11 protein-coding genes are annotated in these 19,325 nt (G+C 44.7%); 3 read left to right on the top strand and 8 right to left on the bottom strand.

The window, feature by feature from the left end:
• Positions 1 to 70: 70 nt before the first annotated feature.
• The gene (locus tag IE130_RS01445) at positions 71 to 3,181 is read right to left on the bottom strand and encodes an LPS-assembly protein LptD (RefSeq protein ID WP_189580630.1); all 3,111 of its coding nucleotides are present in this window, start codon (positions 3,179 to 3,181) and stop codon (positions 71 to 73) included.
• Positions 3,182 to 3,582: 401 nt separating this feature from the next.
• On the opposite strand from IE130_RS01445, the gene IE130_RS01450 reads away from it, so the two are divergent.
• Positions 3,583 to 4,680, top strand: coding sequence for an aminoglycoside phosphotransferase family protein (locus IE130_RS01450; RefSeq protein ID WP_189580633.1), 1,098 nt, complete (start codon positions 3,583 to 3,585; stop codon positions 4,678 to 4,680).
• Positions 4,681 to 4,736: 56 nt separating this feature from the next.
• Positions 4,737 to 5,465 carry an N-acetylmuramate alpha-1-phosphate uridylyltransferase MurU gene (gene murU / locus IE130_RS01455; protein WP_189580636.1) on the top strand — a complete coding sequence of 243 codons (729 nt, stop codon included), beginning with the start codon at positions 4,737 to 4,739 and terminating at the stop codon, positions 5,463 to 5,465.
• A 113-nt stretch (positions 5,466 to 5,578) separates the two neighbouring features.
• Here the strand turns inward: murU and IE130_RS14380 are convergent, their stop codons facing one another.
• The 7 genes from IE130_RS14380 to IE130_RS01485 all read right to left on the bottom strand — a co-directional run bounded on the left by IE130_RS14380 (position 5,579) and on the right by IE130_RS01485 (position 15,181).
• A complete protein-coding gene (locus IE130_RS14380; RefSeq protein ID WP_373299586.1) occupies positions 5,579 to 5,695 on the bottom strand; it encodes a DUF2474 domain-containing protein in 117 nt (38 codons plus the stop codon).
• A gap of 87 nt (positions 5,696 to 5,782) precedes the next feature.
• The gene (cydB, locus tag IE130_RS01460) at positions 5,783 to 6,799 is read right to left on the bottom strand and encodes a cytochrome d ubiquinol oxidase subunit II (RefSeq protein ID WP_189580639.1); all 1,017 of its coding nucleotides are present in this window, start codon (positions 6,797 to 6,799) and stop codon (positions 5,783 to 5,785) included.
• Positions 6,799 to 8,307, bottom strand: a complete 1,509-nt coding sequence (locus tag IE130_RS01465) for a cytochrome ubiquinol oxidase subunit I (protein WP_189580642.1) — start codon at positions 8,305 to 8,307, stop codon at positions 6,799 to 6,801. The genes cydB and IE130_RS01465 overlap by 1 nt, the downstream gene beginning before the upstream one ends.
• Positions 8,308 to 8,640: 333 nt before the next feature.
• Complete coding sequence (locus IE130_RS01470; protein ID WP_189580645.1) at positions 8,641 to 11,115, bottom strand: esterase/lipase family protein; 2,475 nt, start codon at positions 11,113 to 11,115, stop codon at positions 8,641 to 8,643.
• A gap of 542 nt (positions 11,116 to 11,657) precedes the next feature.
• Entirely contained in the window at positions 11,658 to 12,785 is a 1,128-nt protein-coding gene (locus IE130_RS01475; RefSeq protein ID WP_189580648.1) for a RodZ family helix-turn-helix domain-containing protein, read from the bottom strand.
• A gap of 220 nt (positions 12,786 to 13,005) precedes the next feature.
• Positions 13,006 to 13,644 carry a 2-polyprenyl-3-methyl-6-methoxy-1,4-benzoquinone monooxygenase gene (coq7, locus tag IE130_RS01480; protein WP_201574432.1) on the bottom strand — a complete coding sequence of 213 codons (639 nt, stop codon included), beginning with the start codon at positions 13,642 to 13,644 and terminating at the stop codon, positions 13,006 to 13,008.
• A gap of 196 nt (positions 13,645 to 13,840) precedes the next feature.
• Positions 13,841 to 15,181, bottom strand: coding sequence for an MFS transporter (locus IE130_RS01485; protein ID WP_189580654.1), 1,341 nt, complete (start codon positions 15,179 to 15,181; stop codon positions 13,841 to 13,843).
• Positions 15,182 to 15,661: 480 nt separating this feature from the next.
• Here IE130_RS01485 and IE130_RS01490 point away from each other — a divergent pair, with 480 nt between their 5' ends.
• A complete protein-coding gene (locus tag IE130_RS01490) occupies positions 15,662 to 19,291 on the top strand; it encodes an autotransporter assembly complex protein TamA (protein WP_189580657.1) in 3,630 nt (1,209 codons plus the stop codon).
• Positions 19,292 to 19,325 lie beyond the last annotated feature (34 nt).

Below are 19,325 nucleotides of genomic sequence, written 5' to 3' on the forward strand. Positions count from 1 at the left end.
TAGGGTTACAAACAAGGTTATATAAATAATGACGAAAACAATGCCTTAATATAGCATTATTTGCGCCTTGTTAGTCTTTCCATGCAGTCTGGACGGGTTCAAAGCCCAAGACCTTATCAGCGAGCAATCGTGTCAAACGGCTGCTATTGTTACCAAGACCATTCAATCTAATCTCTGCCATAATCGCTTGTGTCGGCTTGTCTTTGACGTTCAGGTCATTATAGTAACGACGACCGTAAACGGCAAAACCAAAGCAGCAATCTTCATAATCGATGCCGATTAGCGAATCGAGCATTTTATCACGATTGTAATCGTATTGACCTTGAGCCAATACTCGCCAGCTGTTATTGATCGGGAACACGGCTGAAGCAGTAAAGGCAGACAGCGGCAATTGATTGGTGTTTTCATCGCGCTGACGCTTAACAAACCCAACGTTAAACAAACTGTTATCCGATGGCTGATAACGTAGCTCTGTCGTAACATAATTCAAGTCATAATCATCGGTTAGCGCACCGCTAACATCCACCCAAAAATTGTTGTAGGGTTGCGTACTGGTATCCCAAACCATTCCTGAAGAGGAAGAGCTAAAGACAGGTTGTTGATTTTCAAGGGTCACGCGACCATCATCGATATAAAACTGCTCAGCAATGCTACCATCAAAACGTGTCACACCCGTTGCATCGATGTAACGATAATTAATCCCAGGGGTAATAGAATGCAAATCCTGCAAGCGATCATGACCTAAAAACCAACTGTCTGAAAATAACTGCTCGTAGTTAATTGAGGCGATACGAGTGTTAAAGTTAGGGATGTCGTTTTGGTTTTTAAATGGTGAGTAGGTGTATTTCAATCGTGGACTTAATAGGCGATAGCCACCCATGGTATCGTCAAAGGCACCGAAGGGTGAGCCTGATTGGTAGAAGTGCAAACCTGCATCAATACTGGCTTGCGGTACAAATACCGATTGGCTACCATCTTCTTCACTAAGTTGGTTGTCCGCGAGGCTGTCTTCGTCATATGAGGTATACAGATGTTGTAGGCTCAGCTTGGGCTTAATATAACCCCATGATTTTTCCATCGGATAAACAGCGCTGATTTTGTTATAGACCCGCGCACCACTTTTTTCATTCTCAGAACCATCATCGATAGATTTTTTGAAATAAGCAGAATCATGCACACCCGTGATATCAAAACGCTCTGCCCACGGTAATCGATAGTCAAGTTTGAGCTGTGGTAAGCGTGAATAAGGCTTGTCTTTGTCTTCTAACGGCTCACCATTATCGGTAAAAGCATTGAGCGTTTGGAAAGTCTCAACCTTCAGCTCACCGTTGACATAATCGTTGTAATAATTAAGTCGAGCGCGACGTGGCAAGTTTAAGGTGTTGTCTGATAAACCCAAAGTATCAAAGTCGTTAATATAATCTTCATCTGACACATAGCTGTATTTAGCATCACCACTTAAGCGCGGAATACTGGTAGATGACCAATAATGATCATAAAAAAAGCTGGTGCGATCTTCGTCATCATATTTTTTGTCGTTTGGCAAATATGAACCGTTAAAAATCCCTTCGCCATAATTTTCGGTTAAGTAGCGAAACTCACCTGTGAGCATAGGGTTGCGATCGCTATAGATGTGAGTATTGATCGTCGCATCATAATTGGGTGCTAAATTGAGATAGTAGGGGATATCAACCTCAAGCCCACTTTCACTACTAATACTCGCATTCGGTAATAAGAACCCTGTACTGCGTCGGCTGTCTATGGGGAAGTTAAAATAAGGCAGATAAAACACCGGAACATCCGCAATACGGAAAGTCGTATTGTAAGCTTCACCGCGACCAGTCTCCGTGTCCAAATCAATACTTTTGGCATCGAACTGCCATTTGCGGTCAGTTGGTGGGCAAGTGCTGAACATGACCTGATCTAGCTCATATTGGCTGTCGTTAGGTCGATTAAGGCGCTTGGCATAGCCGTGTGCTTGGAGTTCTACGCTCGCAAACGCCACATCGTTAGCCGTTGATTGTCCGGTTTCAGTATTGTAAGCCAGACTGTCTGCGACACCAATGAGACCGCCTTTGGCTGCCTGTTCGGTGATACTGCCTGTACCTGTGTTTCTAGTGTTAGCACGGGTTACTTGATTGCCAGTTGCTTGATCGGTAAACATGACTTTACCTTGCGCAGCGGCAACACCACGACTCAAATCTAACAAGATACTATCAGCTTCAATATGCTGAGTGCCTTGATCGACAATCACGTTACCAGATAGCTCCGCATAGTCGACATTGTCATAATAACCATAGTCGGACTCTGCAAATAAAGGCGCTCGATTATTAGCCACGCCATTTAGATTGGTCGCCGCCTGACCATTATCCATCGCCGCTTCATTGACGGCTCGTTGATAATTAGCATTTTGTTGCGGATAGACCCATCGGCCTTCGCAGCGCTGGGCACTATCGATGACGTTTGGTAGCAGCCGTAAGTTTTTGCCCACTTTGGTGATGGTTTGCGTGGCAGGTGATAAATTATTTTGGATATTATCTGGTTCAGACTCTAAAGTACTATCACTCGTATTTAGGGTTGATAAATCGGTATCAGGGGTCAGCTCATAAAATTCTGCCAAACGCAGCAAGCTGTTTTGAATGCTCTCATCGCTGGCATCGATTGAATCGCTGTCATCAATCGGTTTCAGCGTATTGCTAGCGTTGTCAGCCACTCGCAGATCGTTATTTTTTGGATTGGTGTTGTCACCGATGGTCGTTAGGGGTTTTCTCTGTGCCTGTACGTCAGAGATAGTATCACTATTGTCGTTGATTTCAGTGATGTCTAAATCGCTATTATCAAGTGTGCTATTAGCCATTAAAGCAGCGTTGCTAGCTTCGGGAGCAACATTTACAGTTTCTTCGTTTACTGTTTCATAAGCGCTATTCTGTGCATTGACGCGCGGGTAACTAATATCTTGATTGATGGTGTTAATATTGTCTTTGGTATTGGTATTGGAGCTGGCATCGGTATTGACATCGCCGGCTGGGTCAGAGACATAACTGCTGACAGTATCGGTGGCTAATGGCGCAGTTGTCTGTGTGTCAGCCTTGGTGAGCGCTGCACTGACGGTCAAGCTCGATAAGCCTAAGGCACCGAATAAAACCAAACGGATGCTTTGGTAAAGCGGAGAATATAACAAGGGCACACCTATGATTGCAGAGCCTATTGGATTACGATATTTAGTTTAATAGCCATGTTTTAGCTATATTTAGCGGTTCATAAATGACTAAAAACTTAGTGGTTCATAAATGATTAAAAAATCAGGAATTAATCATATACTCTCAAAAATTTGGCTGTTTTACATATAATGACGACTAATCATAGTCAAAAAAAACCAAATCAGCTACACTATTTACCAAAATTTATGACATTGCCAAGCTGTTTTCTTGAAAATTGCTGGGCAACATTGATAAAACTATGTGTCAATACCTACATTACAACAGATACTGTCAATCAAGCTGTCACTATTTTAGCAAGGTTTTGCCTGACTTATCACTACTTTAATGATTTACGACTTATATTTAACCTGCGATGTACTCTATGACTGATACCATGCCTTTGAACGCCACCCTGAGCGACAAGAATAACCGCCAACAGCAGCTAGAGAATTGGTTGCAGCAAGTGTTTGCCGACCAAGCATTTGTGCTCGATAGTTTGCCTGGTGATGCGAGCGCCCGCCAATATCACCGTATCCAATTGGCTGATAAGGATGACGCCACCGCGCGCTATATTGTCATGGATTCTGCTGACGAGCAAGACGCCTTGCAGCAGTTTATCAATGTTGCAAAGCTGATGGCGCCCGCCATCAATGTGCCGACGCTGGTTGCGCAAGATGTAGCAAAGGGCTTTTTGGTATTGCAAGATTTTGGCACGATAGAATTTGCGCATTTGCTCGTCGATGCGACACCTGAGCAGATTAATGATCATTATCAATTGGCCATGCAGACCTTGGTGGCGCTACAGACCGTGCCGGTAGAGACTGCAAAAATTCAGTACCAATTGCCTGATTACGACAGCACGTTATTGAACCGCGAAATGGATTTATTCAGTGATTGGTTTATCCCCTATATCGGGGTCGAACTCGATAATGAGCTATGGAACACTCTAAAAACGGCATTGATACAAGAGGTTCTACAGCAGCCAGCAGTGATCGTGCATCGTGATTATCACAGTCGCAACCTGATGCAAGATCAAGCGGACCGCTCGCGCTTAGGCGTGATTGACTTCCAAGATGCGGTGATTGGTTCTTATACCTATGATTTGGTGTCATTGGTGCGTGACGCTTATGTTGAATGGCCAGAGCATCAAATATCTGGTTGGATTCGTGACTTTTGGCAGTTGCAACAACAGGCGGCGCTCACCACCGCCGATAGTGCTGAACAGCTTGAGAATGATATGAATGTGATGGGCGTACAGCGGCATCTTAAGGTACTAGGAATCTTTATCCGTTTGTCTGAGCGTGATGGTAAAGACCGTTATTTGGCTGATATCCCCAAAGTCATGCGCGATCTACTGCTTGAGTTAAATTGGCTTGCTGAGCATGGCAATGAGGCGATGAAGCAAGCGCTACAGCCATTTAATCAATGGCTTGCAGATCAGGTATCACCTGCTTATCAAGAGAAATTTTCCTCGTTATAGAGATGGATAATAAGTTGCATCTATCTCTCTCATTATAAATTGAATAAGGAGCGTGCATGTCTACGATTACGCAAGCAATGATTTTGGCTGCTGGCAAGGGAACGCGCTTGCATCCGTTAACACTTCAAACCCCTAAGCCCTTAGTAGAAGTAGGTGGACAGCCGCTGATTGTTTGGCATATTAAGGCGCTACAAGCAGCAGGCATTACCGATATTACGATTAATGCCTCGTGGCTTGCTGACAAGCTCATGGATACCTTGGGTGATGGTAGCGAGTACGGGGTCAAATTGCATTGGTCAGTAGAAGATGATGAGCCTTTAGAGACCGCAGGTGGTATTTTTCAAGCATTACAAACCGGTAAACTGCGAGATGAGCCATTTATTTTAGTCAACTCCGATGTCTGGACAACGTATGATTTTGCTCAGTTGCGGGACTATACCCTGAGCGCTGATCAACGGGCGCATCTATTATTGATTGACAATCCAGAGCATAACAACGGTGGTGATTTTGCGATCAATAATGGTCTGGCTAGTGAGCAGCCGATTGGCGAGGCAGACAAATATACCTTTGCTGGTATTAGTGTGGTGTCACCACGATTGGTCGATGGCGTAGTAACAGGGCAACCGGCAGCGCTAGCACCTCTGCTCAGGAAAGCCATGCCCAAATTCCAAATTACGGCGGAAGTCATCACTGATAATTGGATAGATGTTGGGACGCCTGAGCGTTTGGCGCAGGTAAATGAGTTTATTGACAGAAATGGCGTGGCTAACCATCGCGGTGCATAATTTTCAGTAATAGTACTTTAAGAGACCATACTTTAACGAAGATCATAAAAAACGCCGCACTGGTTATAAATCAATGCGGCGTTTTTGTTTTTTTTAGCGAAATAAGGAAGGGTTTACACACCCATCGCCAATTTTATCAATTGGGCAATGGTAAAAATAACGGCAAACCCTGCTATATATAAACCAATGAACCATGCCCATTGCGACTGTTTTTTACTGAGTTTTTTCATACTCATCTCCATTGACGTATTAAGACGCTTGTTGGCTTAAGCACTCGCTGTGGTAAATACGAACCGTAGCGAGTGCTATTTTTACGCTTAATACATATGCTCGTGACCTGTTTTACCTTTAAAAGTGTAATAGGCAAACGCGGTATAACTCAAGATAATCGGCAACATGATACCGGCCCCGATCAGCATAAAGGACAGTGAGGTATCGGCAGCGGCCGCCTCATAGATAGTCATTTGATACGGTACGATATAAGGGAATATCGCTGTACATACCCCAATATAACCCATCAAAAACAGTGCGACGGTCAATAAGAACGGACGATACTCACGTTCAGTCCGTAAATCTTTACGCATGAAAAAGAACAGCAGCAGCACGATAATTGGCATTGGCGCTAGATATAATGCACCCGGTAAGCTGAACCAGCCTTCAAGGGCCTCGATATCTGAAAAATACATAAACACGGTAACGACAATCATCGCCAATACCAATGCTGATAATATCCAACCAGACACTTTACGTGCCCATACTTGCAGCTTATGTTCGGTTTTAATGATTAACCATGTAGAGCCAAGCAAAGCATAACCAACTATCATGGCAAAGCCGCAGACGATAGAGAAGGGGGTGAACCAGTCAAATGGGCCACCAGTATACAGACGATTGCTCGCCTCTAAGCCTTGTACCAAGGCACCGAGCATAATACCCTGCGAAAAAGTTGCCACTACTGAGCCGACGAAAAAGAACGTATCCCATACATGACGACGTGAAGAGGCTTTGAAACGAAATTCAAATGCCACCCCGCGCATAATAAGTCCGAATAGCATCGCAGTTACAGGCAAGTAGAGACCCGTCATAATGATGCCGTAGGCGACTGGGAAGGCGGCGAATAAACCACCACCGCCCAATACCAACCATGTCTCATTACCATCCCAAAAAGGAGCAATAGAGTTCATTATACGGCTGCGGTTTTTATCTGATCCGGCAAAGGGAAACAAGATACCACAGCCCAAATCAAAACCATCCAACAGCACATAAATGAAGACGGATAGGGCGATCAATCCGCCCCAGATTAAAGGTAAATCTAATACATCACCGTAATTAAACATTAGCGTAACCCTCCATCATCGACATCATTTGCAGGTGCGTCGATATCTTCAGAGTCATCATGCTCTGTTTTTTCGCTCGCCTTCTTATCGCCACTAAGCGTGCGGCCTTGACCTTCGGTGATAGAGTGCTCATAGAAATTATCATCTGCTGGATCTTCATAAGGCTTAGGCCCCTGCGCAATCAAGCGTAGGATATAAAAACTGCCTGCACCGAACACGAAGATATACAGTATGATAAAGCCAATCAGCGTGGTTGCTACTTGCTGTGCGGCAAGCGGTGACATGCTCTCAGCTGTACGTATGACGCCGTATACTGTCCATGGCTGACGCCCTGTTTCGGTCACAAACCAACCGGCGAGTAGAGCGACAAAACCAAGTGGTGTCATCATCATCCAAGCACGGTGAAACCACACACTTTTAGGGTCAAATTGTTGTTTTTTGAAGAATTTGTACAGACTGAATAAGCCCACTAGCACCATTAACATGCCAATACCAACCATGATACGGAACGCCCAAAACACAATAATAACGGGAGGTTGGTCCTCTGGTGCCCAGTTTTTAAGACCTTTTACTTCACCATCTAAGGAGTGGGTCAAAATCAAGCCAGAGACATAAGGGATTTTGACTTCATATTTATTGGTCTGGTTTTCTTGGTCAGGAATGGCAAATAAGCGCAAAGCAGCACCGCGCTCATCTTCCCAAATACCTTCCATCGCTGCCACTTTGGCTGGTTGATGCTCCAAGGTATTTAGACCATGCTCATCACCGATCAACACCTGCGCTGGCGCGACAAAAATCGCCATAACCATCGCCATACTAAGCATGACGCGGCCATGCTGGCGATGTTCAGTATGCTTTTTAGATTGGAGATAATAAGCGCCGATACCACCAATGACGAAGGCAGTAGTTAAGAACGCCGCGGTCATCATATGAGCGTAACGGTAAGGAAATGAGGGGTTAAAGATAATCTCAAGCCAATTGGTTGGATAGAGCAAGCCATCCGCACCCATCATAAAGCCCTGAGGCGTTTGCATAAAGCTGTTGGCTGCCAAAATCCAGAAGCCTGAAATCAGCGTACCAATGGCGACAATGGCAGTTGAGGCAAAGTGCATGCGTTTGCTGACACGTCCCCAACCAAATAGCATAATACCTAAGAAGGATGCTTCTAAGAAAAAGGCCGTCAATACTTCATAGGCGAGCAGTGGTCCTAAGACATTACCGGCTTTATCGGAGAATACGGCCCAGTTGGTCCCGAACTGGTAGGACATAACGACACCTGAAACCACACCCAAGCCGAAAACAACGGCGAATATCTTGACCCAATGCTTATAGACTTCTGCATAAATGGGCTTGCCCGTTCTGAGCCATCGAAACTCAAGGACTGTCAAAAAGCTGGCAAGTCCGATAGAAAAGGCAGGAAAGACGATATGAAAGGATATGACAAAAGCGAACTGAATGCGCGCGAGCGTCAGCGCATCAAGCTGGTCAATCATAAACGTAGCGAACATAAACGGTTACCCTTATCTGTTAGCTGAATAGCGCTGGCTTCCATGACACGCTCAAGTAACTGTCCGTAAAGCAGGATGACAAGTGTTACGGGCAATGGCTTAGTATTAGTTAGCAACCAATATCAATGTATCAAATGCGGCTAAGCTAAGACTGTTTAGCTGAATGAAGTAATTTATATCCCTATAAATTAATGTATGACTGTCAGTTAAGATGAATATAGTATGCGCCACCATAAGTATACACGCAAGCTACTCATGGGGCTGGTCGCATACCTAACAGTCACCAAAACTTCCTTGAAGAAATGCCCTTTCGGCTGATCAATTAGGCTGACATCATTGCTGTAACTGTTCATGCAAAATCTGTCGCAGCGTTAGTACGGTTTGTGGATTTTCTTGGATGCTATGACCGCCATTAATGACGGTTTCAGAGGCGGCACCTTCGAGATGGGCACTGGTGTAGGGGACGATACCATCTGACAAGCGTTCGGTCAGTGCTTGGCTGATATCTTCATCGACAGTCACAGCGGCGACGAGTGGTTCACTGATTGACTCAGATTCAGATGCAGGGCCATTACTTGCATTCTCGCTACTGTCCTCTTCTGATACTTCTTGGGATAAGTCAATTCTTGCACCACCGGGTTGCATTTGCGCCAAGCCGTTAGTGATATCGGCATCGTTATTAGCGATAATCGAATGATAAGTAATGCGGTCATTTATACTGATGTCTTTGGTTAGCTGAATAAAAGACGATTTATCGCTTAGCTGGCTGGCACCATTCTGCAAATACAGAGCACCCAAGGGGTTTTGCGCCAAGTCGCCCTGAATGGCGAGGGTGGCCACGTTATCGGTGACAGTCTTGACCAATCCCACAGGTAAGTACACGATGCGCCTTAGCGCTCGAGTAAACCAGCGATCAGCGTAGTCTGTGCCTTGAAAGGGTGAGGACAAGAAGATGGCAGTATCGACTTGTGGCAGGGTGTGTAGCTCAAAACGGTTACGCAGATCGTCGTTAGCAAAGGCTTTTTTCAGCATGTCATCGACTCGTCGTTTACTGCTGTTTTCGAGTAAGTCTTTATCCTCTAAAGCGTCTAAGTTGTTGGCCAAATTGTCATCAGACAGCATCATGCGGGAGATGATACCACCCATGCTATGACTGATAATCACGCTATTTTTGCTGGCACGATTTTGTCCTTCAGGATCGGTCTGTTGATACGTACTACTGATCAATTCCTGAATTTGATAACGGTTCTCTAAAATAGGTAAATTGGTCGGATAAAAAATCTGCCATACCTGATAGTTATCACGCAACTTATCATCATTGAAAATATCGTTGGTCAAATTCACCCACGTGGCGGGACTAGACGCCAAGCCATGCACCATAATGATTACCCGTTTATCAGGATCGTAAGGCTCTAGCATAAACAGCTTGGGTAAGCTGGCCTGTTTTTGGCGGGTGATTAGGTTTAAGTAACCGACGCCATCGAGCTGGTTTTCTGCCAGCCATAGTCCATAGCCAGCAGAGAAGTTCGCTGCCAGTGGATAGTCATCGCCCAAGATAGTGGCGCTCTCGCTGCGATAAGGATTGTATAAATGAATATCGAGCTGATGACTGCTGAGCGTATCAAGGACGCTATCTCCCGCAGGCTTAATTAAGCCCGTCATCAACAAATGCCCTGTAGGATAGATGCGTGAGCTGGGCGCGCTATCATCTTTTTTTCCGTCAACGGTATCTTTATTGAGCTGCCCCGATAGCGATGAAACCAGCAGCTGTCGGACAGTCGTGGTATAGCGATCATCCAATGAAGCGACTAAGCTAATACCCAGTCCTGGACGTTTGCTGATTGAGTTGAGGCCTGAGAGACGCAGCTCATAAGTGGACACCAAGTCGGCGAGCGCTGAGGTTTGTTTTTGTGCGTTTTTTAGATAGTTACTTTCGTTGGGCATAAATATATTGAGATTATAACGGTCTACTTGCACCTTCATCACTTCGATCTGGTCAGTAGGTTTGCCATTTAACGATGCTCGGTTTGCGATCGCTTCTTGTTTGCTCGTATCTTGAGACGCCGTGCTCATTGGTAGATAGTCCACTTTGGTCTTACCCATCAATTTATTTGTGCCATCTACCGATTGATATAGTTGGGTAATGACGTCATTGCTGGCTGCGTTATAAATATCTTGAGTTTGGATGTCAATATCGCTTGGAATACGGTTTTTTGCCTGAGATTGACTTTTTACTTTATCTGCTCCTTCAAAGTCATGTGCCAAACTGTCATAAAACAGATAGGTATAGCTGGATTTGATGGCATCAAACAGTTGACTTTGGTAGTTGATCAAGCATTCGTCTGTGCTCTGCTGCTGACTATCGGACTCATCATCACTCAGAGGCGCGTTGGCATAATAAGGATCAAGCGGCGGACGAGTGAGGGCATTTTGACACTCTTTGGAGTCGGCAAGCTGGCGAGCTCTGGCATAATGTAATTCTGAAAACACAGCCAGCGCTGGACGGTAATTTTCATTTAGCATGCTGTCAGTGAGCTGCATTAGGCACAAATCAAACTGTTGAAAACAGGCCTGTTCGTTGAGGCCTGCTGATAGCAAGGCTGACGCTGTGTCAGTACTGAGCTCATTGTCTGTGACGATATTGCCGCGCTGTGCAGAAATGGTCTTCGCTGATGCTTGCTTTTCAACCGATACGGTACTACAAGCTTGTAATAGTGCCATTGCCATTATGAGCCCTGATAGAATGACAGGTTTTATTTTTATAGTAGCGTGTGTTGCCGGATTACTGACAGGGCGAGTGAAGGTCATAGGTAATTCCAATAAATAATAGTCATGCCTATAGTCATCATAGGTCGTCAATATAATAAAACGAGTGTAGCGCAACTTTTTGGATTTCACTATTTTATTTGAAACTTCAGGTGTAATGGACAAAATTCATAGTAAAATTTTGTTTAATAATATTTAGAATAAAATGAGTGTGACGACAACGTATCAAACTTTTAGCCTGAATGGCTAAAGAGGTTATTTGAATAAGCAAAAGTAAAAGAAAAAGCAACAATGACTAGGGCGTGTCTTCATTTCAAAAATGGTGATAAAAATGAGATAAATTGCCGTCAAACAAGAAAAATAGCGCAGATAATATCGGGATATTAACCAGCTATTTGACGATGTTTGGCAAGATTTAGCCATTTTTAGCCCATTTAGATGACTATCGAGTGAATTGAAGACAGGCCCTAGCATTGAGCCAAAAAAAACCTTCTTTTTATATTGATATCAAACCAATACAAAAAGAAGGCGCTACGTACTTTAGTTTTAAGTTATTTTTTAATAATTGAAGTTAATAACTGAATTTATGCTCCTGGCTTCACGTCGATATCAGGCGCTGGTATGTCCCAAATATAAAACTTGCCATCTTCAACGAGCTTAATTTGTTGACGAATAACCGCATTATTAGGGACTTGTTGCTCGAGACGACGCAAACGCTCTAGAGCATTATCGCGGCGATCACTTAACAAATCTGACTGCGCCAAGCTCTGCTCCGCTTCGGTGTAGCCCAAAGAGACGGCTCGGTCTAGGTATTTCTGACCTTCTTTGAAGCCACCGCCTTCTGATAACATCATACCGTACAAGAAGTTGGCTTCACCACTATCAGATTTGATCTTGATGGCACGGTCGACATATTTGCCGCCACGTACCGTATAGTCTGAGCCTAAGTCTAAATTACGTCCCATACCATTGAGTTTGGCCGCCCGAAGTAGCACATCATAAGAAGCATTTGGCGATTGGGCATAAGGCTCAATCCATTCGGTTAATACTTTGATTTTTTCACGAGTATAGTGACGTTGTGAGCGATTAGGAAAGTTCGGTGGATAATGACGGGCGTTAGGAGAGACGTCTTCAATAAAGTCATCTAGCAAGCTAACGTCAAGCTTATCAGTACCCAAACCTTTCTGCTGTGGAACCAACACTGTCGGTACAAAGCTAACGCTTGAAAGTTGCACTTGCGGGGTTGGAATATTAGATAGCTGACCACCACGAAGGTCAATACCGGTTGCTGTCATTGGTCCACGCTCGTACACACGAGTCGTCCCTGTCAATTCCGGAGTTGCTACTGCTGGTGCCTGCGGTACTGCTGCTGACTGTGCAGTGTTTAGTGGCGGCTGACTTTGCTGAGTGCCAGTTGGTAAAGCATTGTTTTGCTGGGTACTATTTGCCGTTGCCATATTTGCCGCTACGTCGGTTTGAGCCGTACTGGCAGTAGCGTTAGCATTTGGCTTAGCAAGACGAATGACGCGTCTGCTTGAATCCATGGCACTAGGGACAGCAGCGACTGTGCTAGCTGTGCTGTCAGTTTCTGCCGCATTAACAGGGGCAGACAACATCATGGCACAGGCAGCCGCTAAGGCGGTCAAGGTCGCAAACTTAGGCGCTTTGGTAGATGAGTCGGTAGACAAGCTAGAGTGGTTGATGGCTTTCATAAAAGTCGTTACCTTGTGTATTAAGTCGTTATTTACAATCGATTGATAGTTGTTTTGTATTATCGAAGCTATTTTGTATCGTCTAAAATGTTTTGTATTATTGGCGCGCAATCTTGCAAATTTCTAATACCCTAGCAAATTAAGCAGAATGCTATCAGTAGTAGGATTGTTAAATTAAATAATTCAGTCAGCCCTATGAGAGGCGCTACTCACTATGCATTTACAGATGATAAGCCGTGGCTTTCATCCGATTTGCCATCCAGCGCATGGTCTGACGCACTGGTGGTGATAAGGCCGCGCCGCCACTTGCTAGTGCCAGCTCGCGATGGTGCAATTCTTCAATATCCATTTGCGCTAGTATCTCTCTTGAGCGCTGATCATGGACGGGTAATTGCCCGATATGCTCTTGCAAATGCTCGCTGACTTGCGCCTCGGTTTCGGCGACAAACCCCAAACTAAACTCGTTGGAGATAGTGCCTGCTACCGCGCCAAGACCGAAGGACATGCCGTACCACAATGGGGTAAAAAGGCTAGCATGACTGCCTAATTCCTTTAAACGTGTCTCGCACCACACCAAATGATCGACTTCTTCTTCGGCTGAATGCTGCATGGCTTGCTTGACGCCATTGTCTTTGGCAGCAAAGGCTTGACCGTGATATAGACCTTGCGCACATACTTCGCCAGTATGATTGATGCGCATCAGTCCTGCCACGTGACGCGCCTCCGTAATCGTCAGCTCAGGAATATCGTTATTACTGACGGGCAATGGACGGGTACTGGGGTTTGAGTGCGGAACAACCGCTCGCAATGCCTTGTCAACCCCAAGTAATAACTGGTCAATTTTGGATAAGGGACGCAGGGCCATGATTCACTCCTGATGGCTTTATTTTTTATCAATAAAATACTTTTATTAAGGCTATTTGCTTTTTAAGGCAGTCATATTCTGTTCATGCACATTACTATAGCAAACAATACAAATTATCGGCACCACTATTATCGGCTGCATGATTCAGCGAGCACCAACTCTACTCATGCTCGTTAGATCTTCGAAGCATCTAATCTTGTCGGCTAAGCTCATCATCATGAGTTTGGATGACCGCATGCTTCACGTGTTTGTTCAGCTTAATGTATAAAAACGCACCAAAAGCAATGTTTAGCAGACCAGTGACCAAGAATAATTGCGGTAGCGTCAATCCTAAGGTGTTGAGCACCACAATCGCAAAAATCGCTGAGCTGACCATAAAGATGGCATTAAAAATGTTGTTGGCACCAACGATACGTGCGCGGTGGCTTTTGGGCGCGTAAGCCTGCATAGACGCATATAAAGGGACAATATATAAGCCGCCACTAAACCCTAAAAAGAACAAATCGGCAAACACGCGCCAACTGCCACTCACGCCAAACAAATCACCAATACCCAGTAACGTCTCAGTGTTAACGTCAATGTTTAGTCCTGACAAGGAAAAATACAAATCGATAGCAAAAATACTTAAACCAGCAATACCAAAAGGAAGTAAGCGTAAACTGACTTGGTTTTTGGTCAAGGTTTTACATAACAAAGACCCGATCGACACACCAACAGAAAATAACGTTAATAGGAAAATAACCACTGACTCATCGCCATGCAAAATGACTTTGCTGAATTCTGGTACTTGGGTCAAAAACGTCGCGCCATAAAACCAAAACCAGCTGTTGCCAAGAATGACAAAGAATAAGAAAGGCAGCGAGTATAAATAGCGTACCGTCGACCAGCTGGTGGTAAAAATATTCCAATTAATCTTGAGCGTCGGCTGCATGGCGGGCATCGTAGGAATATATCGGGCTGCTAGATAACCCAAAACAGCGACGACCAATACGGTGGCGCTAATCCAATAAAGGGATTGCGATAGCTGGGTCAAAATACCGGCGACAATCATACCAATGAGGATAGCCAGTGAGGTGCCCATCTGAAACAAACCATTGGCACCGACGAGCTCATCTTCCTTCATCGCTTGCGGTAAGTAAGCGTATTTAATCGGGCCAAAAAAAGTTGAATGTGTGCCCATCAAAAACAACGCCACAAATAATAAGCCGTACCACTCAAAGACAAAGCCTACAGCAGCAATCGCCATAATGACCAGCTCAAGCATTTTAATAAAGCGCGTGAGCTTTGACTTTTCAAACTTATCAGCGATTTGTCCCGCCAATGCCGAAAATAGAAAGTAGGGTAGTATAAATAGCATTGCCGCTAAGTTATTTAAAATACTAACTTCCATGCCCAACTGACTGGCAGCGGTATAAGTCAGTACTAATATGAGTGCTTGTTTAAAAATATTGTCATTGAACGCCCCCAAAAACTGGGTAAAAAACATGGCGCTAAAACGGCGGCGCTTAAATAACTGAAACTGGTTGGCCATGAAGATTCCTACAGATGGATCGCGGCTGATAGATGAAAAATAAGGGCTGCGCGCAGCTTTTGAGGTGCAAGCAATTATCAATATTATCAAAAACTTATCGAAATATAGCATAGGTTTTATCAATATTAAGCCGTATAATAGCAAGGCTTTGATAAAAATACATGCGCCCGATGCTATGATTTCATAATTAACTAAGTTATGATTTGTAATTTTACATGGTTGTCTTTTGAAGGGTTACCTTGTGAAAGCATCAATGAGGTGAAGGTATCAATGAGACTCAAGACTCGGTATCACTTAAAACGACCTATTTTATGCTAGCAAGTTTAGATGATAGACGTTCAGCGCTAAAACTTAGCAATAAAAAAGTACGGTAGTCCATAGAGCATCTCAGCTAACTGTTATAAGTTTATTCACCGGTAATACCTGATGAGTCTATCGTCAGTGACTTGTGCCGCGTGAGGTGATAGGAAATAAGTATACATGGAACAGCAGCCTTCAACTCTAGCGCGCCACTTGTCAGTTACGCAGTGTAATGCGTTAACCAGTCATGACGGGAACAATATCAAACCCTCTAAATATGCCGCGATTGATGAGTTGCAGCCGGCGTTGTCGCGTACTTATTTTACGCGTTCTGCGATTTTTAGTGCATTAGCGACCAGTTTGGTGGGCTTTGGCATCGCGCCTATGGCATTGGCTGAGACCACAACAGGTATCGATACTAGCAGTCAAATCATTGATAGTCAGAACGCTGGTTCTCAGAATGATGACACGCAAAATACAGCCAGCCGGTCAACCGCCAGTACTGCGACACTAGCCCAACCACCAACACCCTCACAGCCCCCAACCCCTCGTGAGCCATCTTCTACTGAAGACACTCAGCTCGATATCGCATTGGATGCCTTGCGACTAAAAAGAGCCGTGGAACAAGGCATCATTGATAAGTCAGTATTAGATGATTATAGAGAGCAAAACCTAAGCAATAAGCAGCCTGGCATTAAAGAGCCAGACGCGCAAAATTCACTATCTAAGCAAGCATCTGCAAATCAGCAAGGTGTTGATGATAATGTCGATAATGACAATATCAATGACAATGATTTGGATAATGAGCTTTATGATGTAGACGACTTGAGTGACGCGCAGGCGAACGTTGCCAATAAGGATTTGTTGCAGCAAGCCGAGACAGTTCAGCAGCAAGGCTATCAGATGATGACGCCTGAGGAAATTGATCGCGAGCTGGCAGCGCTAGATAGGCAAAATGCGCAAGACATTGACAGTATCAATAATGGTAGCGCCGCTACTAGCACTGATATTAATGGCATGAATGGTATTAGCAATAACGACAGCGACTTTGATGCGCCTATCGCGACGTTAAGCGATACCAACCCGCCTATCGGTTTAGACGTGAGTCTCGATGCCACCAACTTGCCAGCACCGAACAACCTTGATACGTTAGGAAGAAATGAGACGGCGGCTGAACAAGCTAAGACCGCTGAAATCATGGCACGACCCATTAACGTAAGCGATGCTGTCAGTAGTGGAAGCGCTGATGACGATAATATTATTATCGATGACCAGATGTCAGTTAGTGCAGATAATGTGATAGGAGAGGAAGGCGAACAATCAGATATCATCAATCCAAATGATTATTTGCCAGATTATCAGTCCGAAACCCAAGCCGTCAATCAAAGTATCTTGCAGGCCAAAAAGCCTAAGGCGCTGTCTCGCAAAAAAACCAATATCGTTAAGCGGCTCTATGATAGGTTGTTTAATGATGGTGCTCTAGCGCTACCACATGTAGAGACAACGGTTTACTTGCAGCAAGTCGCTGCTGACGATGCGACTAACACTCAACCAAAAGTTATCGAAGCAGACGAAGACACGCAACCGATTAAGAATATTAAGGCGGCGCTTGATGACACGACCGTCCAATCTGTCGTTGACTTTACGGCAGCTTTACCGCGTCTGCGTCAAACGGCATTAGATGCCGCAAAAGCCGTTGGTTATTACGATGTGACCTTACGTCTGCGCCAACCCAATAGCGACATCATTGAGGTGGTTATTGAGGATTTAGGCGAGCCGGTCACTGTGGACAGTCGTATTGTCGAGATTCGTGGCGAAGGTAGCGCGCAAGAAGAATATCAAGCGTTAGAAAAAGAGCTGCCACCGCAAGAAGGCGATGTATTTAACCATCGCGTCTATAAAAACAGTAAAGCAGCGCTTGAGTCACTCAGCAATACTTATGGCTATTTCGACCAATATTGGTTAAACAAATCAGTCGATATTATTTTGCCAGACAACACCGCTGATATATCGCTGGTTTATAACACGGGCGACCGTTATGAATACGATGATGTGGTGTTTTTTACTTATGATGCAGCGACCAATACTCTGACCCGCGACCCTGATAAGCTACCTGTCGAATTGTCATTATTGCAGCAGTTGTTTGATTTTAAACCCGGTGATCCGTTCTATCGCCCCGATATTACCAAATTTAGTAACGATTTATCGGCGACGCGTTATTTCAACACTGTGAATGTCGAATCCATTTTGCCACCCAATGAAAGCAGCGAAAACAGTACTTTAGCTTTTGATAATGCACCCGCCAATACTCTTGACAACGATGTTGATGGTGAGGTCAATGCTTCAGAAATTATCGATGGTGTAGCGGCAGCAAATAATGGGGCAGAGAGTAGTAATACGAATGGTACTGTGCAAAATGGCACTGCGCAAAACAATGATGAGGCAAATGGCAGTGAAGGTACCAACACTGCCAACAGTGGAGAAACAGTCAATCCGGCTGATATCGCTGCCATTGAGTTTGAGGCAGACGAGCAAACACTGGAAAAACTTCAAGCCATTAAACAAAAAGCCAATCGTTTAAGTCGCCTACCAGATGATCGGGTATTAGACGAAAAAGACCAAGAGACAGACACGATTTTAGGTAAAATCAGTGACTCTATTAGCAATGTGGCACAAAAAATATTTCCGGATGAAAAAAGCATTCTTGCGGATGAAAACTTTGTACCACCAACGCTGGCAGGACGTAAAACGCCGCAACAAGTACGAGAAAGTAAAAAAGTCCCACTATATGTCTTTGTCTCTGCCAGTAAGCCACGCGATGCCCAAGTAGGTATTGGTTATGGTACCGATACGGGCGTACGTGCCACGGCGAAGATAGATTACAATCTACTCAATCGTCAAGGCTATCAGGCAGGGGCAGAAACAGAAGTCTCTAGAATTACTAAGAATGTTTCGGTCTATGCCAGCCGACCGTGGAAGCATCCGCTTAATGATAAGTTAGATGCTCGCCTGACTTATGAAGAGGAAGTCATCGATCAAGGCGAAGGCAACTTTGATCTGTCTACCCGAACGCTAAAAGCGGCATTGGCACGTAATATTCGCCGTGACAGTGGCTGGAATCGTAGCTACTCTGTGCGTTACCGTTTAGATGAGTTAGAGACGGGGGTGGATGAGGCCAACTTAGAAGATCTGCCCATACGTTTTACCTCTTCTAGCCCGCAGCAACAAGCGCTGTTATTGGGCTATGGTATGAATAAAACGGATGTGGATAGTGCAACCAATCCAACTCGTGGTATCCGTCAGTACTACTCTATTGAAGCAGGAACTGAAAAGGCATTAAGCGATACGGATTTGGCAATTGTGCGTGCGGGTGTCAGCGGTATATATAGTTTTGGTAATGATAATAAACACCAAGTTCTTGGTAGCCTCAATACCGGCTACATTTGGGCCGATGACTTTTATGACGTGCCTTACAAGTTGCGCTTCTTCGCGGGTGGCGACCAAAGTATTCGCGGTTACGATTATGAAAGCTTATCGCCAATTGACAAAGGCTATCTGACGGGTGGACAAATCCTCGCCGTTGGTAGTGCCGAATATAACTATGAATTTAGACCTGGCTTCCGCGGTGCGTTGTTTACCGATGTGGGTAACGCCTATGACAAAGACTTCGAGACTGAAACCAAAGTCGGCGTTGGCGTTGGTATTCGCTGGGCATCGCCAGTCGGTGTGGTGCGGGTTGATGTCGCTGCTGGTGTGACAGAAGAGAGTATTCCGGTTCGATTGCACTTCTTTATCGGATCGCCTTTATAAGAGCCTCGTCAATCGTTTTTTAGCGATTGTTGAT

Source organism: Psychrobacter glaciei (assembly GCF_014652895.1).
Lineage (GTDB): Bacteria > Pseudomonadota > Gammaproteobacteria > Pseudomonadales > Moraxellaceae > Psychrobacter > Psychrobacter glaciei.

What these genes read in the sequence shown, in the direction of transcription:
- IE130_RS14380 (WP_373299586.1), bottom strand. Translation starts at nt 5,695, where the DNA reads ATGAAAAAACTCAGTAAAAAACAGTCGCAATGGGCATGGTTCATTGGT.
- IE130_RS01475 (WP_189580648.1), bottom strand. Translation starts at nt 12,785, where the DNA reads ATGAAAGCCATCAACCACTCTAGCTTGTCTACCGACTCATCTACCAAA.
- IE130_RS01465 (WP_189580642.1), bottom strand. Translation starts at nt 8,307, where the DNA reads ATGTTCGCTACGTTTATGATTGACCAGCTTGATGCGCTGACGCTCGCG.
- IE130_RS01470 (WP_189580645.1), bottom strand. Translation starts at nt 11,115, where the DNA reads ATGACCTTCACTCGCCCTGTCAGTAATCCGGCAACACACGCTACTATA.
- cydB (WP_189580639.1), bottom strand. Translation starts at nt 6,799, where the DNA reads ATGTTTAATTACGGTGATGTATTAGATTTACCTTTAATCTGGGGCGGA.
- murU (WP_189580636.1), top strand. Translation starts at nt 4,737, where the DNA reads ATGTCTACGATTACGCAAGCAATGATTTTGGCTGCTGGCAAGGGAACG.
- IE130_RS01450 (WP_189580633.1), top strand. Translation starts at nt 3,583, where the DNA reads ATGACTGATACCATGCCTTTGAACGCCACCCTGAGCGACAAGAATAAC.
- IE130_RS01490 (WP_189580657.1), top strand. Translation starts at nt 15,662, where the DNA reads ATGGAACAGCAGCCTTCAACTCTAGCGCGCCACTTGTCAGTTACGCAG.
- IE130_RS01485 (WP_189580654.1), bottom strand. Translation starts at nt 15,181, where the DNA reads ATGGCCAACCAGTTTCAGTTATTTAAGCGCCGCCGTTTTAGCGCCATG.